Raw genomic sequence first — 18,377 nt, 5'->3', positions numbered from 1 at the left:
TTTCAGCCATAGGCACAGCGGGGGGCGCTGTGTGCAGGCAAGGGGTGGGGATCAGCAAGTGGCCGGTACAACGGCGCGCCGTGCGCGCGTTGCATCGCGGGGTGCGCCGCGCAGCAGACACCGAAGAGGCCGCGTCTCGCGCGTCGAGTCGAACGGCGCCGAGTCGCCGAGCGGGCTGGTCTACGAGACCGTCGTCCTCGTCCCGGCGCGGAACGAGGAGGCCGGGGTTCTCACCTCCCTGGAGTCCCTGGCCGCGCAGACCCGGCGGCCCGACCTCATCGTCGTGGTGGTCAACAACTCGACCGACCGCACCGAGGAGTACGCGCGCCGGTTCGCCGACGACGAGGACACGCCGCTGACCGTCGTCCTGACCTTCGACAACAACCCGCACAAGAAGGCGGGCGCGCTGAACTTCGGCCTCCGTTGGCTGCGGGAGGCCGTCGGAGGCCGGCTGGACAACCGGGTCCGGCACGTGCTCGTCATGGACGCCGACACCGAACTGCACCCGAGGTTCATCGAGCGGGCCCGCAACGTCATCGCGTCCGACCCGGAACTCGGCGGCGTCAGCGCCGCCTGCCTCGGCCGCACCGACCTGTGGCGCAACCCGTGGCAGCGGTATCTGCTGGGCATGCAGATCATCGAATACGGCCGGGCCGCCAACGCGCGCTTCCGCAGGGACGTGCACACCATGTCGGGTGCCGGCTCCTTCTACCGGGCCGAGGCTCTGCAAGGCCTGGTCGACTGGCGGGGCGAGGTCTTCTGGGAGGACCACCGGAACCTGGTCGAGGACTACGAGACCACACTGGCCCTCAAGGAGTCCGGCTGGAAGGTCACCGCCAACCAGCTCTGCGTCGCCTACACCGACCTCATGCCGACGCTGCGCGAGCTGATCCAGCAGCGCGAGCGGTGGAGCCGGGGCACCGTGGACACCCTGCGCCGGCGGGGCTGGACGAAGTTCACCTGGCACTCCATCAGCACCATCGTCATGGGCCTGGTCGGCTTCGCGTACATCATCGGCTGGGGTTCGCGGCAACTCGTCCTGCTCGCCGAGTACGGCTTCTACCACCAGCCGCTCCTCTGGGCGCTCTTCGCCTTCTGGATCATCTATCCCGCCCTGCGGGTGCGGAACCTCGGCTGGAAGGCGATGCTCGTCGAGGCCGTGCTGATCCCCGAGCTGGTGTACACGATCGTGCGGGCCTACTGGCTCATCTCGTCCATCGTGAAGTCCTACGTGACCCGCGTTTCCGCATGGAAGTAGACCCGGGCTTCCGGGAAGCAGATCAGGGAGAGAGATGAACACCCTCAAGGGTCTGGGGGCGTGCGCGGTGCTCGCGGGCGTCGCCTACGCCGTGACCAAGGTGGCGACCCTCGACCAGGTGGTGCTGGCCATCACCGTCACGATCGTCGCCGTGTCGCTGGTCACCTACCTGGCGTCCGTCCGCCGTCGCCGCATGGACCGGCGGGCGGCCAACGGACGGATCCGCTCCCGGCGGGTCACCTCGGGCTGAGCCCGTGCTCCCGTGAGCCGGACGCGGCTGCCGTACGATGCGCCATCGTGGCGATACAGAATCCGTACCCGTGGGGACCCCCGTACGGCGGTCCGCCGCCTCCACCGCCGAACATTCCGGCGAAGGACCTGCGGCCTCGGCGCATCTGGTACGTGGTGGCCGGGCTGCTGGGGCTGGTACTGGCGGGTGTCGGCGTCGCCTTCATCGTGGTGACGGTGAAGGACACCGTGGACTCGATCGACACCGCCCACAGCTTCTCCAGCGGTGACTCGCGGACGTTCCACTTCGTCCAGGGGAAGACCAAGGCGATCTACGTCTCCCAGCCCGGTCCGGGCCATGTCGTCTGCCGGATCCCGGACATGCGGTCCGGGTCGATGACCCAGCCGAGCAGCACCTTCCGCATCACCGTCGGGACCCACACCTGGGACCGCGTCCTCGAGGTGCGCCCCGGCAGCACCGGCGACTACACGCTCACCTGCAACTCGGCGGCGCTGCCGGCCGAGTTCGCGCTGGGGGACAAGCCCCGGGTGGGGGCCACGATCGGCAGCATCGCGGCGGGGATCGCCTGCTTCCTCGCCGCGCTCGCCGTGTCCGCGACCATCGCCGTCGTCACCGGCGTACGACGCGGCCGCCACCGCCGCCGCCTGGCCGCCGCGTCGGCCCCTCCACCGCAGTGGGGCCCACCGCCTTCCGGGCCTGCACCGTGGCCCCCGGTCGGGCCGGTGGCCTAGCGCGTCTCGGAAGCCGTTGGCTCACCGCCCCAGGCAGGTGATCTGCACGACGTGGACGCGCTCGCCGCGCACGACGGTCTGATACGTGCCCCGTGGGGCTTGGCGGGGGTCCTCGGAGCACGCGGCGCCCCTCGGCCACGGCTGGTCCGGTGTCGTCAGGTACGAGGGCGGCACCTACCAGGTCATGGTCGCGCTGGACTGCATCAACCAGGAGAACAAGACCCTGGTCGCCTACGGGGATCTGCTCGGCACATCGAACGGCACGACCCTGACCGGTCTCGGCCGGGTGACCACCGAGACCGCCGAGAAGGCAGCCGAGAAGCACGGCTGCCAGGTGAAGGCCGGCAAGCAGCTCACCGGCCTGTCCACCGCACGGCTCGGCACGCCCGACACGGCGAAGCCGCTGCCGCAGGCTCAGGGATCACGCGCCGCGCTGCGTGGAACGGACGCGGTACAGAACGGCACGCCCGCGGTCATGGAGTACCCGGCGGACCCGGACGCACCGCAGACCAACTGCTATCTGGTCACGAAGGCGAAGAAGCCGGGCCATGGCCTTTACGCCTATTACGGCGCCGCTGCCAAGGACTTCCTGACCAGCGAGGGCGATCGGCTCAAGGAGGGCTACGGCCCCACCCACAGTGGCCGCGACTACGCCTGGGCCACCGCGACGTGCCCGCGGTCCGCGCAGCAGGCGGTGTTCGTGCTGTACCACCTGTACGACAGGGACACCGACACCTACCCGGTCCCGAACTACTCCGCCTCGTTCGCCCGCTCCGCCCTGCGGGCCTTCGCAGACCACGAGGCGGAACAGCGCGGCTGCAGCGACGTACGGATGATGACCCGGTAGTGAAGCCGGGCAGGCGGGGCGTCCTCGGGGAGGTCCCGCCCCCGGTTTGACCTACGTCACCCCCGGGGTATTCTCTCCGGCTCGATTGGCATCCGCCCGGCCCCATATGGCAGACTGTCCGAGTTGCTCGGTCGAGTGTTGATGCTGCGCGCCTCCCGCCGGGAGGACCGGAAGCGAGTCCCACAGTACTCGTCGCCCTAACTGCCACCACGGCAGCACTGGGGCGGACGTACGGGAATCTTCCGGGAAGTGTGGGCGCGGCACCGGCCAGGCGCCCGGTGGGCCCGAGGTCCCCGGTCCGCGGTTCCGGAAGGGCCGTGCGCATTCCCGCAGGGATGTTCGAACAAGGGACATCTGTGTCAGCGGGAGCGCGACACGCCCGACCGCGTGGGTCGGAGAAACGACGGCAGCAGAAGGAATCCGCCGGGTTCCAGAGCGTAAGAGAGACAGGACTACTGAGTAGCCATGGCGGGACAGAAGATCCGCATCCGGCTCAAGGCCTACGACCACGAGGTCATCGACTCCTCGGCGAAGAAGATCGTCGAGACGGTGACCCGCACTGGTGCGTCGGTCGCGGGCCCGGTGCCGCTGCCCACTGAGAAGAACGTGTACTGCGTCATCAAGTCGCCGCACAAGTACAAGGACTCGCGCGAGCACTTCGAGATGCGCACGCACAAGCGCCTGATCGACATTCTCGACCCGACCCCCAAGACCGTTGACTCTCTGATGCGACTCGACCTGCCGGCCGGTGTCGACATCGAGATCAAGCTCTGAGGCTGGTGGGCTGAGAATGGCTAAGCAGATCAAGGGCATCCTGGGCGAGAAGCTCGGCATGACGCAGGTGTGGGACGAGAACAACCGCGTTGTTCCGGTCACCGTCGTCAAGGCCGGCCCCAACGTCGTCACCCAGGTCCGTACGAACGATGTCGACGGCTACGAGTCCGTCCAGATCGCTTTCGGCGAGATCGACCCGCGCAAGGTGAACAAGCCCCTCAAGGGTCACTTCGCCAAGGCCGACGTCACCCCCCGTCGTCACCTCGTCGAGATCCGCACCGCGGACGCCTCCGAGTACACGCTCGGCCAGGAGATCACCGCTGAGGTGTTCGAGGCCGGCATCAAGGTCGACGTGACCGGCAAGAGCAAGGGCAAGGGCTTCGCCGGTGTCATGAAGCGTCACAACTTCAAGGGCCTCGGCGCCGGACACGGCACCCAGCGCAAGCACCGCTCGCCCGGTTCCATCGGTGGCTGCGCCACCCCGGGCCGCGTGTTCAAGGGCCTCCGCATGGCGGGTCGCATGGGCAACGAGCGGGTCACCACCCAGAACCTGACCGTCCACGCCGTTGACGCGGAGAAGGGTCTGCTGCTCATCAAGGGCGCGGTTCCCGGTCCGAACGGCGGCCTCGTCCTGGTCCGCACCGCGGCCAAGGGGGCCTGAGGTAACCGATGAGCACTGTTGACATCCTTTCGCCGGCGGGCGACAAGGCCGGTTCCGTCGAGCTCCCCGCGGAGATCTTCGACGCCAAGGTCAGCGTTCCGCTGATCCACCAGGTCGTCGTCGCGCAGCTGGCCGCTGCCCGCCAGGGCACGCACAAGACGAAGACCCGTGGCGAGGTCCGTGGTGGCGGCAAGAAGCCGTACCGCCAGAAGGGCACCGGTCGCGCCCGTCAGGGTTCGACCCGCGCGCCGCAGTTCGCCGGTGGTGGCGTCGTGCACGGTCCCGTGCCGCGCGACTACTCGCAGCGCACCCCGAAGAAGATGAAGGCCGCCGCCCTGCGCGGTGCCCTCACCGACCGGGCGCGTCACAACCGCATCCACGTCGTCTCCGGCGTGGTCGAGGGCGAGACCCCCAGCACCAAGGCCGCCAAGTCGCTGTTCGGCAAGATCTCGGAGCGCAAGAACCTGCTCCTGGTCGTCGACCGCGCCGACGAGGCCGCGTGGCTGTCCGCCCGCAACCTGCCCCAGGTCCACATCCTGGAGCCGGGCCAGCTGAACACGTACGACGTTCTCGTCTCGGACGACGTGGTCTTCACCCAGGCCGCTTTCGAGTCCTTCGTCGCCGGCCCGAAGGCCAACGACACCGAAGGGAGCGAGGTCTGATGGCCATCCGTCACCCCGCTATCGCCTCGAAGGCCGCCAAGGCCGCCAAGGCCGCGCGCGTCGCCAAGGCGCGCCGTCACGCCGCCGAGGGCAAGAACACCGTCGAGACCCCGCTGAGCAAGTCGTACACGGACCCCCGTGACGTCCTGCTGAAGCCGGTCGTCTCCGAGAAGAGCTACGCGCTCCTCGACGAGAACAAGTACACGTTCATCGTCGACCCGAACGCCAACAAGACCCAGATCAAGCAGGCCGTCCAGGCGGTCTTCGACGTCAAGGTCACCGGGGTCAACACGATCAACCGCCAGGGCAAGCGCAAGCGGACCCGCACCGGCTTCGGCCAGCGCGCGGGCACCAAGCGCGCGATCGTGACCCTCGCCGAGGGCGACCGTATCGACATCTTCGGCGGTCCGACCGCGTAAGCGGGTCGGATCGTCCGATATCGGACGAGGACTGAGAAATGGGAATCCGCAAGTACAAGCCGACTACGCCGGGCCGTCGTGGCGCCAGCGTCGCCGACTTCGTCGAGGTCACGCGGTCCACGCCGGAGAAGTCGCTGGTCCGCCCCCTGCACAGCAAGGGCGGCCGTAACAACGCCGGTCGTGTGACCGTTCGCCACCAGGGTGGCGGACACAAGCGCGCCTACCGTGTGATCGACTTCCGTCGTCACGACAAGGACGGCGTGCCGGCGAAGGTCGCGCACATCGAGTACGACCCCAACCGCACCGCGCGCATCGCGCTGCTGCACTACGCCGACGGCGAGAAGCGCTACATCCTCGCCCCGCGCAACCTGCAGCAGGGCGACACCGTGGAGAACGGTCCCGGGGCCGACATCAAGCCGGGCAACAACCTGGCCCTCCGCAACATCCCGGTCGGTACCACGATCCACGCGATCGAGCTCCGTCCCGGTGGCGGTGCCAAGTTCGCCCGCTCCGCCGGTGCCTCCGTGCAGCTGCTCGCGAAGGAGGGCTCCATGGCCCACCTCCGCATGCCGTCCGGAGAGATCCGCCTGGTCGACGTCCGCTGCCGCGCCACCGTCGGCGAGGTCGGCAACGCCGAGCAGAGCAACATCAACTGGGGTAAGGCCGGCCGTAAGCGGTGGCTGGGCGTCCGCCCGACCGTCCGTGGTGTCGTGATGAACCCGGTTGACCACCCGCACGGTGGTGGTGAGGGCCGGACCTCCGGTGGTCGCCACCCTGTGTCCCCGTGGGGCAAGAAGGAAGGCCGTACTCGTTCGCCCAAGAAGGCGTCGAACAAGTACATCGTCCGCCGCCGCAAGACGAACAAGAAGCGCTAAGGACGGGTTGAGATGCCTCGTAGCTTGAAGAAGGGACCCTTCGTCGACGACCACCTGATCAAGAAGGTGGACGTCCAGAACGAAGCCGGTACCAAGAACGTCATCAAGACCTGGTCCCGTCGCTCGATGATCGTCCCGGCCATGCTCGGCCACACGATCGCGGTGCACAACGGCAAGACCCACATCCCGGTGTTCGTCACCGAGTCGATGGTCGGCCACAAGCTCGGCGAGTTCTCGCCGACCCGCACCTTCCGGGGCCACGTCAAGGAAGACCGGAAGTCGAAGCGCCGCTAGTAGCGGATCGCATTCAGACACGTAAGTAACTGAAGGGACAACCATGGAAGCCAGGGCCCAGGCGCGGTACATCCGCGTCACGCCCATGAAGGCCCGCCGCGTGGTGGACCTCATCCGTGGCATGGACGCCACGGAGGCCCAGGCTGTTCTGCGATTCGCTCCGCAGGCAGCCTCCGTGCCGGTCGGCAAGGTGCTCGACAGCGCCATCGCCAACGCCGCGCACAACTACGACCACACCGACGCCGACAGCCTCTACATCTCCGAGGCGTACGTCGACGAGGGTCCGACCCTGAAGCGGTTCCGTCCGCGTGCTCAGGGCCGTGCCTACCGGATCCGCAAGCGGACCAGCCACATCACCGTGGTCGTCAGCAGCAAGGAAGGAACCCGGTAATGGGCCAGAAGGTTAACCCGCATGGGTTCCGGCTCGGTGTCACCACGGACTTCAAGTCCCGGTGGTACGCCGACAAGCTGTACAAGGACTACGTCAAGGAAGACGTCGCCATCCGTCGGATGATGACGTCCGGCATGGAGCGCGCCGGTATCTCGAAGGTTGAGATCGAGCGCACCCGTGACCGCGTCCGCGTGGACATCCACACCGCTCGCCCGGGCATCGTCATCGGCCGCCGTGGCGCCGAGGCCGACCGCATCCGCGGTGACCTGGAGAAGCTGACCGGCAAGCAGGTCCAGCTGAACATCCTCGAGGTCAAGAACCCGGAGACGGACGCTCAGCTGGTGGCCCAGGCCGTCGCCGAGCAGCTGTCCTCCCGCGTCTCCTTCCGCCGTGCCATGCGCAAGAGCATGCAGTCGGCGATGAAGGCCGGCGCCAAGGGCATCAAGATCCAGTGCGGTGGCCGCCTCGGCGGCGCCGAGATGTCCCGCTCGGAGTTCTACCGCGAGGGCCGCGTGCCCCTGCACACGCTCCGCGCGAACGTGGACTACGGCTTCTTCGAGGCCAAGACGACCTTCGGCCGCATCGGTGTGAAGGTCTGGATCTACAAGGGCGACGTGAAGAACATCGCCGAGGTCCGCGCCGAGAACGCTGCCGCCCGTGCGGGTAACCGCCCGGCCCGCGGTGGCGCCGACCGCCCGGCCCGTGGTGGCCGCGGTGGAGAGCGGCGCGGTCGCAAGCCGCAGCAGGCTGCCGGTGCCGAGGCCCCCAAGGCCGAGGCCCCCGCCGCTCCGGCTGAGAGCACCGGAACGGAGGCCTGACCGACATGCTGATCCCCCGTAGGGTCAAGCACCGCAAGCAGCACCACCCGAAGCGCCGTGGTCAGGCCAAGGGCGGCACGACGGTTGCGTTCGGCGAGTACGGCATCCAGGCCCTCACGCCGGCGTATGTGACCAACCGCCAGATCGAGGCGGCTCGTATCGCGATGACCCGTCACATCAAGCGTGGCGGCAAGGTCTGGATCAACATCTACCCGGACCGTCCCCTCACCAAGAAGCCTGCCGAGACCCGCATGGGTTCCGGTAAGGGTTCGCCGGAGTGGTGGATCGCGAACGTTCACCCGGGTCGGGTGATGTTCGAGCTGTCCTACCCCAACGAGAAGATCGCCCGTGAGGCGCTGACCCGTGCGGCCCACAAGCTGCCGATGAAGTGCCGGATCGTCAAGCGCGAGGCAGGTGAAGCGTGATGTCGGCCGGTACCAAGGCGTCCGAGCTGCGCGAGCTGGGCAACGAGGAGCTTCTGGCGAAGCTTCGCGAGGCCAAGGAAGAGCTGTTCAACCTCCGCTTCCAGGCGGCGACCGGGCAGCTCGAGAACCACGGCCGTCTCAAGGCGGTCCGCAAGGACATCGCCCGGATCTACACCCTCATGCGTGAGCGTGAGCTCGGCATCGAGACGGTGGAGAACGCCTGATGAGCGAGAAGAACGTGACTGAGAACACCGAGGCGCGCGGTTTCCGCAAGACCCGTGAGGGTCTCGTCGTCAGCGACAAGATGGACAAGACCGTCGTCGTCGCCGTCGAGGACCGCGTGAAGCACGCGCTGTACGGCAAGGTCATCCGCCGTACCAACAAGCTCAAGGCGCACGACGAGCAGAACGCCGCGGGTGTCGGCGACCGCGTCCTCCTCATGGAGACCCGGCCGCTGTCCGCGACGAAGCGCTGGCGCGTCGTCGAGATCCTCGAGAAGGCCAAGTAATTCCTGCGGGGCAAACCCGCAGGTCAGTTCCGCCAGGCTCGGCAGGGGTTCCGTAACGGAACCCCTGCCGGGAACCGGCAGACAAACAGGAGATAGACGTGATCCAGCAGGAGTCGCGGCTGCGTGTCGCCGACAACACTGGTGCGAAGGAGATCCTTTGCATCCGTGTGCTCGGTGGCTCCGGTCGCCGCTACGCGGGCATCGGTGACGTCATCGTCGCCACCGTCAAGGACGCGATCCCCGGTGGCAACGTGAAGAAGGGTGACGTCGTCAAGGCGGTCATCGTTCGCACCGTCAAGGAGCGCCGCCGTCCGGACGGCTCGTACATCCGTTTCGACGAGAACGCCGCCGTCATTCTGAAGAACGACGGCGACCCTCGCGGCACCCGCATCTTCGGCCCGGTCGGCCGTGAGCTGCGCGAGAAGAAGTTCATGAAGATCATCTCGCTCGCGCCGGAGGTGCTGTAAGCATGAAGATCAAGAAGGGCGACCTGGTCCAGGTCATCACCGGCAAGGACAAGGGCAAGCAGGGCAAGGTCATCGCGGCCTACCCCCGCGAGGACCGTGTTCTGGTCGAGGGTGTCAACCGGGTCAAGAAGCACACCAAGGCCGGCCCGACCGCCAGCGGTTCCCAGGCCGGCGGCATCGTGACCACCGAGGCCCCGATCCACGTGTCCAACGTTCAGCTGGTCGTGGAGAAGGACGGCAACAAGGTCGTCACGCGTGTCGGCTACCGCTTCGACGAAGAGGGCAACAAGATCCGCGTTGCCAAGCGGACGGGTGAGGACATCTGATGGCTACCACCACCACTCCGCGTCTGAAGCAGAAGTACCGCGAGGAGATCGCGGGCAAGCTGCGTGACGAGTTCAAGTACGAGAACGTCATGCAGGTTCCCGGCCTCGTCAAGATCGTGGTCAACATGGGTGTGGGCGACGCCGCCCGCGACTCCAAGCTGATCGAGGGCGCCATCCGCGACCTCACCACGATCACCGGTCAGAAGCCGGCCGTCACCAAGGCCCGCAAGTCCATCGCGCAGTTCAAGCTGCGTGAGGGTCAGCCGATCGGTGCCCACGTCACGCTCCGTGGCGACCGCATGTGGGAGTTCCTGGACCGCACCCTGTCGCTCGCGCTGCCGCGCATCCGCGACTTCCGTGGCCTGTCCCCCAAGCAGTTCGACGGCCGTGGCAACTACACCTTCGGTCTCACGGAGCAGGTCATGTTCCACGAGATCGACCAGGACAAGATCGACCGTACCCGGGGTATGGACATCACCGTGGTGACCACGGCGACCAACGACGCTGAGGGCCGCGCGCTCCTTCGTCACCTCGGCTTCCCGTTCAAGGAGGCGTGAGCGAGATGGCGAAGAAGGCTCTGATTGCCAAGGCTGCTCGCAAGCCCAAGTTCGGTGTGCGTGGCTACACGCGCTGCCAGCGCTGCGGCCGTCCGCACTCCGTGTACCGCAAGTTCGGCCTCTGCCGCGTGTGCCTTCGTGAGATGGCTCACCGTGGCGAGCTGCCGGGCGTGACCAAGAGCTCCTGGTAATCCCGGTAATTCGGGATTCCTGGACCTCTCGGTAAGCAACTGGGTCGGCGGAGGCCCACCTCCTCATGGCTTAGGCTAGGAGGGTTGGGCCTCTGCCGCCCTGGATCGACTTACTACGCCGTAGGTCCCCGCACCGCACCCGTCCCGTCTGCAGAAGTACGGGGAGAGGGATGGCGCATATAGGAAACCCCGGCGAGAAAGGCCACAGGCCAATTCATGACCATGACTGATCCGATCGCAGACATGCTGACGCGTCTGCGGAACGCGAACTCGGCGTACCACGACTCCGTGACGATGCCGGCGTCCAAGATCAAGTCGCACATCGCGGAGATCCTCCAGCAGGAGGGCTTCATCACGGGCTGGAAGGTCGAGGACGCCGAGGTCGGCAAGAACCTCGTTCTCGAGCTGAAGTTCGGCCCGAACCGTGAGCGCTCCATCGCGGGCATCAAGCGGATCTCCAAGCCCGGTCTCCGGGTGTACGCGAAGTCCACCAACCTGCCGAAGGTGCTGGGCGGCCTCGGCGTGGCGATCATCTCCACGTCGCACGGGCTCCTCACCGACAAGCAGGCCGGCAAGAAGGGCGTGGGTGGGGAAGTCCTCGCCTACGTCTGGTAGCAGAAGGGAACGGAGGAAACAGCTATGTCGCGCATCGGCAAGCTCCCCATCGCGGTTCCCGCCGGCGTGGACGTCACCATCGACGGCCGTACGGTCTCGGTCAAGGGCCCCAAGGGCTCGCTGACCCATACCGTCGCGGCTCCGATCGACATCGCTAAGGGCGAGGACGGCACCCTGCAGGTGACCCGCCCGAACGACGAGCGTCAGAGCAAGGCCCTGCACGGCCTCTCCCGCACGCTGGTGGCGAACATGATCACCGGCGTGACCCAGGGTTACGTGAAGAAGCTCGAGATCAGCGGTGTCGGTTACCGAGTGACCGCCAAGGGTTCGAACCTGGAGTTCGCTCTCGGTTACAGCCACCCGATCCTGGTCGAGGCCCCCGAGGGCATCTCCTTCAAGGTGGAGACCCCGACCCGTTTCTCGGTCGAGGGCATCGACAAGCAGAAGGTCGGCGAGGTTGCGGCCAACATCCGCAAGCTGCGCAAGCCCGACCCGTACAAGGCCAAGGGCGTCAAGTACGAGGGCGAAGTCATCCGCCGCAAGGTCGGAAAGGCGGGTAAGTAAGCCATGGCATACGGGCAGAAGATCCTCAAGGGCGACGCCTACAAGCGCGCCGCGATCAAGCGCCGTCACATCCGGATCCGCAAGACTCTTTCCGGTACGGCGGAGCGTCCCCGTCTGGTCGTGACCCGCTCCAACCGCCACATCGTGGCGCAGGTGATCGACGACTTGAAGGGCCACACCCTGGCGTCGGCGTCCACCCTGGACGCTTCGATCCGTGGTGGCGAGTCCGACAAGTCCGCGCAGGCCAAGCAGGTCGGCGCCCTGGTCGCCGAGCGTGCCAAGGCCGCCGGTGTCGAGGCCGTCGTGTTCGACCGTGGTGGCAACCAGTACGCCGGGCGCATCGCCGCCCTGGCGGACGCCGCCCGCGAGGCCGGGCTCAGGTTCTGAGCCGCCGTAGCTAGCGGAAAAGAGAGAGGTAAATCCAATGGCTGGACCCCAGCGCCGCGGTGGCGGTGCCGGTGGCGGCGAGCGGCGGGACCGGAAGGGCCGTGACGGCGGCGCTGCTGCCGCCGAGAAGACCGCGTACGTTGAGCGCGTCGTCGCGATCAACCGCGTCGCCAAGGTTGTGAAGGGTGGTCGTCGCTTCAGCTTCACCGCGCTGGTCGTGGTGGGCGACGGTGACGGCACCGTGGGTGTCGGATACGGCAAGGCCAAGGAGGTGCCGGCCGCCATCGCCAAGGGTGTTGAGGAGGCCAAGAAGCACTTCTTCAAGGTCCCCCGGATCCAGGGCACCATCCCCCACCCCATCCAGGGTGAGAAGGCTGCCGGCGTCGTGCTGCTCAAGCCCGCGTCCCCCGGTACCGGTGTTATCGCCGGTGGCCCGGTGCGTGCCGTGCTCGAGTGCGCCGGCATCCACGACGTGCTGTCGAAGTCGCTCGGCTCCGACAACGCCATCAACATCGTGCACGCGACCGTGGAGGCCCTGAAGGGTCTGCAGCGTCCCGAGGAGATCGCGGCCCGCCGTGGTCTGCCCCTGGAGGACGTCGCCCCCGCGGCTCTGCTGCGTGCTCGTGCCGGGGCGGGTGCGTGATGGCTCAGCTGAAGATCACGCAGGTCAAGTCCTACATCGGCAGCAAGCAGAACCACCGTGACACCCTGCGCTCCCTTGGTCTCAAGGGCATCAACACGCAGGTCGTCAAGGAGGACCGCCCCGAGTTCCGCGGCATGGTGCACACCGTCCGCCACCTCGTGACGGTCGAGGAGGTCGACTGATCATGGCGGAGCAGAACCCGCTGAAGATCCACAACCTCCGTCCCGCCCCGGGCGCCAAGACCGCCAAGACCCGTGTGGGTCGTGGTGAGGCGTCGAAGGGTAAGACGGCCGGTCGTGGTACCAAGGGCACCAAGGCCCGCTACCAGGTTCCGGAGCGCTTCGAGGGTGGCCAGATGCCGCTGCACATGCGCCTCCCGAAGCTGAAGGGCTTCAAGAACCCGTTCAAGACCGAGTACCAGGTCGTGAACCTCGACAAGCTGGCCGCGCTCTACCCCGAGGGTGGCGAGGTCACGGTCGAGGGCCTGGTGGCCAAGGGTGCCGTTCGCAAGAACAGCCTCGTCAAGGTCCTCGGCCAGGGCGAGGTCTCCGTGGCGCTGCAGGTGACGGTCGACGCCGTCTCCGGCTCCGCCAAGGAGAAGATCGCCGCCGCCGGCGGTACGGTCACCGAGCTGGTCTGAGTTCCTCAGGTCCCTCGATGACGTGAACGATCCCGACCGGGGATACTCCACAAAAGGGGTATCCCCGGTCGGTCGTTCCAAGGGCGGTGCTCTCGCCGGTAAGGTGGCCAGCACTGCCTACTTTCACGGGTGCTTCCCATGGGGCACTCTGATCGGCAGTTGACCGTTAGTAATTCGTCTGTATCCGTCGAACCTCAAGACCGTCACCCTTGACGCAGTTGCGCGGGGGTCGCAGGAGGCACCGTGCTCACCGCGTTCGCCCGGGCGTTCAAGACGCCCGACCTGCGCAAGAAGCTGCTCTTCACGCTGGCCATCATCGTGGTCTACCGGCTCGGTACCCACATCCCGATCCCCGGCGTCAACTACAAGGCCGTCCAGAAGTGTGTGACCGAGGCCGGGGCCAACCAGGGCCTGTTCGGCCTCGTGAACATGTTCAGCGGTGGTGCGCTGCTGCAGATCACGGTCTTCGCGCTCGGCATCATGCCCTACATCACGGCCAGCATCATCCTTCAGCTGCTGACCGTGGTCATCCCGCGCCTGGAAGCCCTCAAGAAGGAGGGTCAGGCCGGTACGGCGAAGATCACGCAGTACACCCGTTATCTGACGGTGGCCCTCGCCATCCTGCAGGGCACCGGCCTGGTCGCCACCGCCCGCACCGGACGGCTGTTCAGCGGCTGCTCGGAGGCCCAGAGCATCGTCTCGAACCAGGGGATCTTCACGACCATCACGATGGTCGTCTGCATGACCGCCGGTACCTGCGTCGTGATGTGGCTCGGTGAGCTGATCACCGACCGCGGCATCGGCAACGGCATGTCGATCCTGATGTTCATCTCGATCGCCGCGACCTTCCCGTCCGCGCTGTGGGCCATCAAGAAGCAGGGCACCCTGGCCGGCGGCTGGATCGAGTTCGGCACCGTCATCCTGGTCGGCCTGGTCATGGTCGCGCTCGTCGTCTTCGTCGAGCAGGCCCAGCGCCGCATCCCGGTGCAGTACGCGAAGCGCATGATCGGCCGCCGTTCCTACGGTGGTACGTCCACGTACATCCCGCTCAAGGTGAACCAGGCCGGTGTGATTCCGGTCATCTTCGCCTCCTCGCTGCTCTACATCCCGGCGCTCGTGGCGCAGTTCGCGGGGGGCAAGTCGGGCTGGAAGACCTGGGTCGAGCAGAACCTCACCAAGGGCGACCACCCGATTTACATCACTTCGTACTTCTTGCTCATCGTTTTCTTCGCGTTCTTCTACGTGGCGATCTCCTTCAACCCCGAGGAAGTCGCCGACAACATGAAGAAGTATGGTGGCTTCATCCCGGGCATCCGGGCTGGCCGACCGACCGCTGAGTACCTCAGCTACGTGCTCAACCGGATCACCTGGCCGGGTTCGCTGTATCTGGGTCTGATTGCTCTCGTGCCAACAATGGCGTTGGTCGGGTTCGGGGCGACGAACAACTTCCCGTTCGGCGGAACCAGCATCCTGATCATCGTGGGTGTCGGTCTCGAGACGGTGAAGCAGATCGAGAGCCAGCTCCAGCAGCGCAATTACGAAGGGTTCCTCCGCTGATGCGTATCGTCCTCGTCGGGCCGCCGGGTGCCGGTAAGGGAACGCAAGCCGTCCGCCTCGCCGAGAAGCTGGCCATCCCGCACATCTCCACGGGCGACCTGTTCCGGGCCAACATCAGCCAGCAGACCGAGCTGGGCAAGCTCGCGAAGTCCTACATGGACGCCGGCAACCTCGTACCCGACGAGGTCACCATCGCCATGGCCAAGGACCGCATGGAGCAGCCGGACGCCGAGAAGGGCTTCCTGCTGGACGGCTTCCCGCGCAACGTGTCGCAGGCCGAGGCGCTGGACCAGCTGCTGGAGACCGAGGACATCACCCTGGACGCCGTTTTGGACCTGGAGGTCCCGGAGGACGAGGTCGTCAAGCGGATCGCCGGCCGGCGCATCTGCCGCAACGACTCCTCGCACGTGTTCCACGTGACGTACAGCCCGCCGAAGAAGGACGGCGTGTGCGACGTCTGCGGCGGTGAGCTGTACCAGCGCGACGACGACTCAGAGGACACCGTCCGCACGCGGCTGGAGGTCTACCACACGCAGACCGAGCCGATCATCGACTACTACAAGGCGCAGGGCCTGGTCGTGACGATCTCCGCCCTGGGCCCCGTGGACGAGATCACGCAGCGGGCGCTGGAGGCTCTGAAGCGTGAGAAGGCCGAGAGCTAGGATCCCGGCTCCTCCGGCCGCGGTGCCCTCCCCGGGTGCCGCGGCCGTAGTGTTGTACAGATATCCCAGCCGATGTGAGTGACGGAGAGCGCAGGCCCCCCATGGTGCAGATCAAGACGCCCGAGCAGATCGCGAAGATGCGTGCGGCGGGCCTGGTCGTAGCCGCCATCCACGCGGCCACCCGTGAGGCCGCGGTGCCCGGAGCCTCCACCAAGGACCTGGACGAGGTCGCCCGCAAGGTCCTCGCCGAGCACGGCGCCAAGTCGAACTTCCTGGGGTACGGCGGTTTCCCCGCGACCATCTGCACGTCCGTGAACGACGTCGTCGTCCACGGCATCCCCTCCGACGAGGTCGTCCTCAAGGACGGCGACATCATCTCCATCGACTGCGGCGCGATCGTCGACGGCTGGCACGGCGACGCGGCCTACACGGCGTTCGTGGGCTCCGGTCACACTCCGGAGCTGATCGAGCTCTCCCGGGTGACGGAGGAGTCGATGTGGGCCGGCATCGCGGCCATGAAGCAGGGCAACCGGCTGGTGGACATCTCCCGCGCGGTCGAGACGTACATCCGCCGCCAGCCGAAGCCGGGCGGCGGCAAGTACGGGATCATCGAGGACTACGGCGGCCATGGCATCGGCACCGAGATGCACATGGACCCGCATCTGCTGAACTACGTGGACCGGCGCCGCGGCAAGGGCCCCAAGCTGGTGCCCGGCTTCTGCCTCGCGATCGAGCCGATGGTCTCCCTCGGCACCCCGCGCACCGAGGTCCTCTCCGACGACTGGACGGTCATCACGACCGACGGCACCTGGTCCTCGCACTGGGAGCACTCGGTCGCGCTGACGGCAAAGGGGCCCCTGGTCCTCACCGCCCCCGACGGCGGCAAGGCCAAGCTCGCCGAGTACGGCATCACCGCCGCACCCGATCCGCTGGCATAGTGATCTCCCGCGTGGGGCAGACTTTCTCGATTCGCCTTTCACGATGCGCCGACGTAGACTGACTCGTCGGCTCTTGTGCACCCTCATGCCTGCATGCGTGTGAGTGTGACGTGAGTCGATCAAGGTAGTCGATTCGAAGGGCGAAGCGTGGCCAAGAAGCAAGGTGCCATCGAGATCGAGGGCACTGTCGTCGAGTCTCTTCCGAACGCGATGTTCAAGGTCGAGCTCCAGAACGGCCACCAGGTCCTGGCACACATCAGCGGCAAGATGCGTATGCACTACATCCGCATCCTCCCTGACGACCGGGTCGTGGTGGAGCTGTCTCCTTACGACCTGACGCGTGGCCGGATCGTCTACCGGTACAAGTAGATCTTGCCCGCATCCCGTTTGCGCGGGGTGGTGGCACTGACCCGGAGAACCTCAATCCAATGAAGGTCAAGCCGAGCGTCAAGAAGATCTGCGACAAGTGCAGGGTGATCCGCCGTCACGGTCGGGTCATGGTCATCTGCGAGAACCCGCGCCACAAGCAGCGCCAGGGCTGACGCACGACCGATCCCTCTGCATTCATCGCAGAGTTTCGCGCGACGCGAGCTGAATATGTTCATACGCAGAACCCGAGCCATCCAGCTCGACACCCCCGGTTCGGAGGCCGGGGACCCGGTTCGTACCTCGTACGGCGACCGGGAGCCGGTTCTGCGGAAGACCTCCGAAGATCACCAGGAGCCATTGAATGGCACGCGTTTCCGGTGTTGACATCCCGCGCGAAAAGCGCGTGGAGGTCGCCCTCACCTACGTGTTCGGCATCGGCCGGACCCTCTCGAAGGAGACGCTGGCTGCGACCGGCGTCGACCCGAACACCCGCGTTCGTGACCTGACCGAAGAGCAGCTGGTCGCGATCCGCGAGTACGTCGACAACAACATCAAGACCGAGGGTGACCTCCGTCGCGAGATCCAGGCCGACATCCGCCGCAAGGTCGAGATCGGCTGCTACCAGGGTCTCCGTCACCGTCGCGGTCTGCCCGTCCGCGGTCAGCGCACCAGCACCAACGCCCGTACCCGCAAGGGCCCGCGTCGCGCCATCGCCGGCAAGAAGAAGCCGGGCAAGAAGTAGTCCGCAGCGGACACCTGTCCACGGTCTTCGCTGTAGGACCGACCACCTCCCGTAGGAGTTAGTAGATGCCCCCCAAGGGACGTCAGGGCGCTGCCAAGAAGGTGCGCCGCAAGGAAAAGAAGAACGTCGCTCACGGCCACGCGCACATCAAGAGCACGTTCAACAACACGATCGTCTCGATCACGGACCCGTCCGGCAACGTGATCTCCTGGGCCTCCGCCGGCCACGTCGGCTTCAAGGGCTCCCGGAAGTCCACGCCGTTCGCCGCGCAGATGGCCGCCGAGTCGGCCGCCCGCCGCGCCCAGGAGCACGGCATGCGCAAGGTCGACGTGTTCGTGAAGGGCCCGGGTTCCGGTCGTGAGACCGCGATCCGCTCCCTGCAGGCCACGGGCCTCGAGGTCGGCTCCATCCAGGACGTCACCCCGACCCCGCACAACGGCTGCCGTCCGCCGAAGCGCCGCCGCGTCTGACGCCTGGCAGCTTCGTCTGGTTGTAGGTTCCGGGCGGTACGGCTCCGTAAGGGTCGTACCGCCCGTACCCTTGCAGTACCCGCACTTTTCACGGGTGCGGTTTCCGTAGGACGTCAAATAGCGGGCGTCCACGAATGAAGGATCTGATCCACACATGCTGATCGCTCAGCGTCCCTCGTTGACCGAAGAGGTCGTCGACGAGTTCCGCTCCCGGTTCGTGATCGAGCCGCTGGAGCCGGGCTTCGGCTACACCCTCGGCAACTCCCTCCGCCGTACCCTCCTGTCCTCGATCCCGGGTGCCGCCGTCACCTCGATCCGGATCGACGGTGTCCTGCA

The 18,377-nt window shown here is 66.7% G+C and carries 32 protein-coding genes and 1 pseudogene; all 33 read left to right on the top strand.

The features are described from left to right. Positions 1-58 precede the first annotated feature (58 nt). On the top strand, positions 59-1,258 hold the full coding sequence (locus AB0M27_RS33280; RefSeq protein WP_365727276.1) for a glycosyltransferase family 2 protein: 1,200 nt from the start codon (positions 59-61) through the stop codon (positions 1,256-1,258). Between the two features lie 34 nt (positions 1,259-1,292). Next, the gene (locus tag AB0M27_RS33275; RefSeq protein WP_365727274.1) at positions 1,293-1,508 is read left to right on the top strand and encodes a hypothetical protein; all 216 of its coding nucleotides are present in this window, start codon (positions 1,293-1,295) and stop codon (positions 1,506-1,508) included. Between the two features lie 47 nt (positions 1,509-1,555). Continuing rightward, positions 1,556-2,239, top strand: coding sequence for a serine/arginine repetitive matrix protein 2 (locus AB0M27_RS33270; protein WP_365727273.1), 684 nt, complete (start codon positions 1,556-1,558; stop codon positions 2,237-2,239). Positions 2,240-2,324: 85 nt separating this feature from the next. Further along, positions 2,325-3,086, top strand: a complete 762-nt coding sequence (locus tag AB0M27_RS33265; RefSeq protein WP_365727271.1) for a hypothetical protein — start codon at positions 2,325-2,327, stop codon at positions 3,084-3,086. A gap of 465 nt (positions 3,087-3,551) precedes the next feature. Then, positions 3,552-3,860: a 30S ribosomal protein S10 gene (gene rpsJ / locus AB0M27_RS33260; RefSeq protein WP_003948644.1), complete on the top strand. Its 309-nt coding sequence runs from the start codon at positions 3,552-3,554 to the stop codon at positions 3,858-3,860. Positions 3,861-3,876: 16 nt separating this feature from the next. Further along, positions 3,877-4,521: a 50S ribosomal protein L3 gene (gene rplC / locus AB0M27_RS33255; RefSeq protein WP_020135811.1), complete on the top strand. Its 645-nt coding sequence runs from the start codon at positions 3,877-3,879 to the stop codon at positions 4,519-4,521. A gap of 8 nt (positions 4,522-4,529) precedes the next feature. After that, positions 4,530-5,183, top strand: a complete 654-nt coding sequence (rplD, locus tag AB0M27_RS33250; protein WP_030641187.1) for a 50S ribosomal protein L4 — start codon at positions 4,530-4,532, stop codon at positions 5,181-5,183. Next, complete coding sequence (gene rplW / locus AB0M27_RS33245) at positions 5,183-5,602, top strand: 50S ribosomal protein L23 (protein ID WP_103812796.1); 420 nt, start codon at positions 5,183-5,185, stop codon at positions 5,600-5,602. The genes rplD and rplW overlap by 1 nt, the downstream gene beginning before the upstream one ends. Positions 5,603-5,640: 38 nt before the next feature. Continuing rightward, positions 5,641-6,477, top strand: a complete 837-nt coding sequence (gene rplB / locus AB0M27_RS33240) for a 50S ribosomal protein L2 (protein WP_153539282.1) — start codon at positions 5,641-5,643, stop codon at positions 6,475-6,477. A 12-nt stretch (positions 6,478-6,489) separates the two neighbouring features. Next, on the top strand, positions 6,490-6,771 hold the full coding sequence (rpsS, locus tag AB0M27_RS33235; protein WP_009190133.1) for a 30S ribosomal protein S19: 282 nt from the start codon (positions 6,490-6,492) through the stop codon (positions 6,769-6,771). 43 nt (positions 6,772-6,814) lie between these two features. After that, positions 6,815-7,162 (top strand): 50S ribosomal protein L22, encoded by a 348-nt coding sequence (gene rplV, locus AB0M27_RS33230; protein ID WP_019329637.1) that lies wholly within the window; start codon positions 6,815-6,817, stop codon positions 7,160-7,162. After that, positions 7,162-7,980 (top strand): 30S ribosomal protein S3, encoded by an 819-nt coding sequence (rpsC, locus tag AB0M27_RS33225; RefSeq protein WP_055706471.1) that lies wholly within the window; start codon positions 7,162-7,164, stop codon positions 7,978-7,980. Before rplV ends, rpsC begins: the two co-directional genes overlap by 1 nt. Positions 7,981-7,985: 5 nt before the next feature. Further along, positions 7,986-8,405, top strand: coding sequence for a 50S ribosomal protein L16 (rplP, locus tag AB0M27_RS33220; RefSeq protein WP_004927269.1), 420 nt, complete (start codon positions 7,986-7,988; stop codon positions 8,403-8,405). Continuing rightward, positions 8,405-8,629 (top strand): 50S ribosomal protein L29, encoded by a 225-nt coding sequence (rpmC, locus tag AB0M27_RS33215; RefSeq protein WP_007494763.1) that lies wholly within the window; start codon positions 8,405-8,407, stop codon positions 8,627-8,629. Before rplP ends, rpmC begins: the two co-directional genes overlap by 1 nt. Continuing rightward, complete coding sequence (gene rpsQ, locus AB0M27_RS33210) at positions 8,629-8,913, top strand: 30S ribosomal protein S17 (RefSeq protein WP_153539280.1); 285 nt, start codon at positions 8,629-8,631, stop codon at positions 8,911-8,913. The genes rpmC and rpsQ overlap by 1 nt, the downstream gene beginning before the upstream one ends. Before the next feature lie 98 nt (positions 8,914-9,011). Then, positions 9,012-9,380, top strand: coding sequence for a 50S ribosomal protein L14 (gene rplN, locus AB0M27_RS33205; RefSeq protein WP_003998823.1), 369 nt, complete (start codon positions 9,012-9,014; stop codon positions 9,378-9,380). 2 nt (positions 9,381-9,382) lie between these two features. Further along, positions 9,383-9,706 carry a 50S ribosomal protein L24 gene (gene rplX, locus AB0M27_RS33200; protein WP_153539278.1) on the top strand — a complete coding sequence of 108 codons (324 nt, stop codon included), beginning with the start codon at positions 9,383-9,385 and terminating at the stop codon, positions 9,704-9,706. Continuing rightward, on the top strand, positions 9,706-10,263 hold the full coding sequence (gene rplE / locus AB0M27_RS33195) for a 50S ribosomal protein L5 (protein ID WP_061920719.1): 558 nt from the start codon (positions 9,706-9,708) through the stop codon (positions 10,261-10,263). The genes rplX and rplE overlap by 1 nt, the downstream gene beginning before the upstream one ends. Positions 10,264-10,268: 5 nt before the next feature. Then, positions 10,269-10,454 carry a type Z 30S ribosomal protein S14 gene (locus AB0M27_RS33190; RefSeq protein WP_003948630.1) on the top strand — a complete coding sequence of 62 codons (186 nt, stop codon included), beginning with the start codon at positions 10,269-10,271 and terminating at the stop codon, positions 10,452-10,454. 216 nt (positions 10,455-10,670) lie between these two features. Next, complete coding sequence (gene rpsH / locus AB0M27_RS33185) at positions 10,671-11,069, top strand: 30S ribosomal protein S8 (protein WP_007384075.1); 399 nt, start codon at positions 10,671-10,673, stop codon at positions 11,067-11,069. Positions 11,070-11,093: 24 nt separating this feature from the next. Continuing rightward, on the top strand, positions 11,094-11,633 hold the full coding sequence (gene rplF, locus AB0M27_RS33180; protein ID WP_153539274.1) for a 50S ribosomal protein L6: 540 nt from the start codon (positions 11,094-11,096) through the stop codon (positions 11,631-11,633). A gap of 3 nt (positions 11,634-11,636) precedes the next feature. Further along, a complete protein-coding gene (gene rplR, locus AB0M27_RS33175) occupies positions 11,637-12,020 on the top strand; it encodes a 50S ribosomal protein L18 (protein ID WP_365727266.1) in 384 nt (127 codons plus the stop codon). A 37-nt stretch (positions 12,021-12,057) separates the two neighbouring features. Continuing rightward, positions 12,058-12,663, top strand: a complete 606-nt coding sequence (gene rpsE, locus AB0M27_RS33170; protein ID WP_009190144.1) for a 30S ribosomal protein S5 — start codon at positions 12,058-12,060, stop codon at positions 12,661-12,663. Next, entirely contained in the window at positions 12,663-12,845 is a 183-nt protein-coding gene (gene rpmD / locus AB0M27_RS33165) for a 50S ribosomal protein L30 (RefSeq protein WP_003974250.1), read from the top strand. Before rpsE ends, rpmD begins: the two co-directional genes overlap by 1 nt. A gap of 2 nt (positions 12,846-12,847) precedes the next feature. After that, positions 12,848-13,303, top strand: coding sequence for a 50S ribosomal protein L15 (rplO, locus tag AB0M27_RS33160; RefSeq protein WP_365332544.1), 456 nt, complete (start codon positions 12,848-12,850; stop codon positions 13,301-13,303). A 243-nt stretch (positions 13,304-13,546) separates the two neighbouring features. Then, positions 13,547-14,860, top strand: a complete 1,314-nt coding sequence (gene secY / locus AB0M27_RS33155; RefSeq protein WP_365727264.1) for a preprotein translocase subunit SecY — start codon at positions 13,547-13,549, stop codon at positions 14,858-14,860. After that, positions 14,860-15,522, top strand: a complete 663-nt coding sequence (locus AB0M27_RS33150; RefSeq protein WP_365727262.1) for an adenylate kinase — start codon at positions 14,860-14,862, stop codon at positions 15,520-15,522. Before secY ends, AB0M27_RS33150 begins: the two co-directional genes overlap by 1 nt. 101 nt (positions 15,523-15,623) lie before the next feature. Next, positions 15,624-16,460, top strand: coding sequence for a type I methionyl aminopeptidase (gene map, locus AB0M27_RS33145; protein WP_365727261.1), 837 nt, complete (start codon positions 15,624-15,626; stop codon positions 16,458-16,460). 147 nt (positions 16,461-16,607) lie between these two features. Then, entirely contained in the window at positions 16,608-16,829 is a 222-nt protein-coding gene (gene infA, locus AB0M27_RS33140) for a translation initiation factor IF-1 (protein ID WP_003948620.1), read from the top strand. Positions 16,830-16,888: 59 nt separating this feature from the next. Continuing rightward, positions 16,889-17,002: a 50S ribosomal protein L36 gene (gene rpmJ / locus AB0M27_RS33135; protein ID WP_003998809.1), complete on the top strand. Its 114-nt coding sequence runs from the start codon at positions 16,889-16,891 to the stop codon at positions 17,000-17,002. A gap of 188 nt (positions 17,003-17,190) precedes the next feature. Continuing rightward, on the top strand, positions 17,191-17,571 hold the full coding sequence (rpsM, locus tag AB0M27_RS33130; protein WP_023547369.1) for a 30S ribosomal protein S13: 381 nt from the start codon (positions 17,191-17,193) through the stop codon (positions 17,569-17,571). 65 nt (positions 17,572-17,636) lie between these two features. Continuing rightward, positions 17,637-18,041 carry a 30S ribosomal protein S11 gene (gene rpsK / locus AB0M27_RS33125; RefSeq protein WP_003956432.1) on the top strand — a complete coding sequence of 135 codons (405 nt, stop codon included), beginning with the start codon at positions 17,637-17,639 and terminating at the stop codon, positions 18,039-18,041. A gap of 154 nt (positions 18,042-18,195) precedes the next feature. After that, positions 18,196-18,377 (top strand): annotated as a pseudogene (locus tag AB0M27_RS33120) (DNA-directed RNA polymerase subunit alpha); the annotation flags it as partial.

The organism is Streptomyces sp. NPDC052107 (genome assembly GCF_040680215.1).
Lineage (GTDB): Bacteria > Actinomycetota > Actinomycetes > Streptomycetales > Streptomycetaceae > Streptomyces.
This window is presented reverse-complemented; position numbering and strand designations above follow the sequence as displayed.

Excerpts from the sequence above, each read along its gene's own strand:
- rpsM (WP_023547369.1), top strand. The coding sequence starts at position 17,191 with ATGGCACGCGTTTCCGGTGTTGACATCCCGCGCGAAAAGCGCGTGGAG.
- AB0M27_RS33190 (WP_003948630.1), top strand. The coding sequence starts at position 10,269 with ATGGCGAAGAAGGCTCTGATTGCCAAGGCTGCTCGCAAGCCCAAGTTC.
- rpsK (WP_003956432.1), top strand. The coding sequence starts at position 17,637 with ATGCCCCCCAAGGGACGTCAGGGCGCTGCCAAGAAGGTGCGCCGCAAG.
- rpsQ (WP_153539280.1), top strand. The coding sequence starts at position 8,629 with ATGAGCGAGAAGAACGTGACTGAGAACACCGAGGCGCGCGGTTTCCGC.
- rplD (WP_030641187.1), top strand. The coding sequence starts at position 4,530 with ATGAGCACTGTTGACATCCTTTCGCCGGCGGGCGACAAGGCCGGTTCC.
- AB0M27_RS33150 (WP_365727262.1), top strand. The coding sequence starts at position 14,860 with ATGCGTATCGTCCTCGTCGGGCCGCCGGGTGCCGGTAAGGGAACGCAA.
- rpsC (WP_055706471.1), top strand. The coding sequence starts at position 7,162 with ATGGGCCAGAAGGTTAACCCGCATGGGTTCCGGCTCGGTGTCACCACG.
- AB0M27_RS33275 (WP_365727274.1), top strand. The coding sequence starts at position 1,293 with ATGAACACCCTCAAGGGTCTGGGGGCGTGCGCGGTGCTCGCGGGCGTC.
- rplX (WP_153539278.1), top strand. The coding sequence starts at position 9,383 with ATGAAGATCAAGAAGGGCGACCTGGTCCAGGTCATCACCGGCAAGGAC.
- rplP (WP_004927269.1), top strand. The coding sequence starts at position 7,986 with ATGCTGATCCCCCGTAGGGTCAAGCACCGCAAGCAGCACCACCCGAAG.
- rplV (WP_019329637.1), top strand. The coding sequence starts at position 6,815 with ATGGAAGCCAGGGCCCAGGCGCGGTACATCCGCGTCACGCCCATGAAG.
- rpsJ (WP_003948644.1), top strand. The coding sequence starts at position 3,552 with ATGGCGGGACAGAAGATCCGCATCCGGCTCAAGGCCTACGACCACGAG.
- rplB (WP_153539282.1), top strand. The coding sequence starts at position 5,641 with ATGGGAATCCGCAAGTACAAGCCGACTACGCCGGGCCGTCGTGGCGCC.
- rpsH (WP_007384075.1), top strand. The coding sequence starts at position 10,671 with ATGACCATGACTGATCCGATCGCAGACATGCTGACGCGTCTGCGGAAC.
- rplF (WP_153539274.1), top strand. The coding sequence starts at position 11,094 with ATGTCGCGCATCGGCAAGCTCCCCATCGCGGTTCCCGCCGGCGTGGAC.
- rpsE (WP_009190144.1), top strand. The coding sequence starts at position 12,058 with ATGGCTGGACCCCAGCGCCGCGGTGGCGGTGCCGGTGGCGGCGAGCGG.
- rplO (WP_365332544.1), top strand. The coding sequence starts at position 12,848 with ATGGCGGAGCAGAACCCGCTGAAGATCCACAACCTCCGTCCCGCCCCG.
- rpmJ (WP_003998809.1), top strand. The coding sequence starts at position 16,889 with ATGAAGGTCAAGCCGAGCGTCAAGAAGATCTGCGACAAGTGCAGGGTG.
- rpmD (WP_003974250.1), top strand. The coding sequence starts at position 12,663 with ATGGCTCAGCTGAAGATCACGCAGGTCAAGTCCTACATCGGCAGCAAG.
- rplW (WP_103812796.1), top strand. The coding sequence starts at position 5,183 with ATGGCCATCCGTCACCCCGCTATCGCCTCGAAGGCCGCCAAGGCCGCC.
- rplC (WP_020135811.1), top strand. The coding sequence starts at position 3,877 with ATGGCTAAGCAGATCAAGGGCATCCTGGGCGAGAAGCTCGGCATGACG.
- rpsS (WP_009190133.1), top strand. The coding sequence starts at position 6,490 with ATGCCTCGTAGCTTGAAGAAGGGACCCTTCGTCGACGACCACCTGATC.
- map (WP_365727261.1), top strand. The coding sequence starts at position 15,624 with ATGGTGCAGATCAAGACGCCCGAGCAGATCGCGAAGATGCGTGCGGCG.
- rpmC (WP_007494763.1), top strand. The coding sequence starts at position 8,405 with ATGTCGGCCGGTACCAAGGCGTCCGAGCTGCGCGAGCTGGGCAACGAG.
- rplR (WP_365727266.1), top strand. The coding sequence starts at position 11,637 with ATGGCATACGGGCAGAAGATCCTCAAGGGCGACGCCTACAAGCGCGCC.
- rplE (WP_061920719.1), top strand. The coding sequence starts at position 9,706 with ATGGCTACCACCACCACTCCGCGTCTGAAGCAGAAGTACCGCGAGGAG.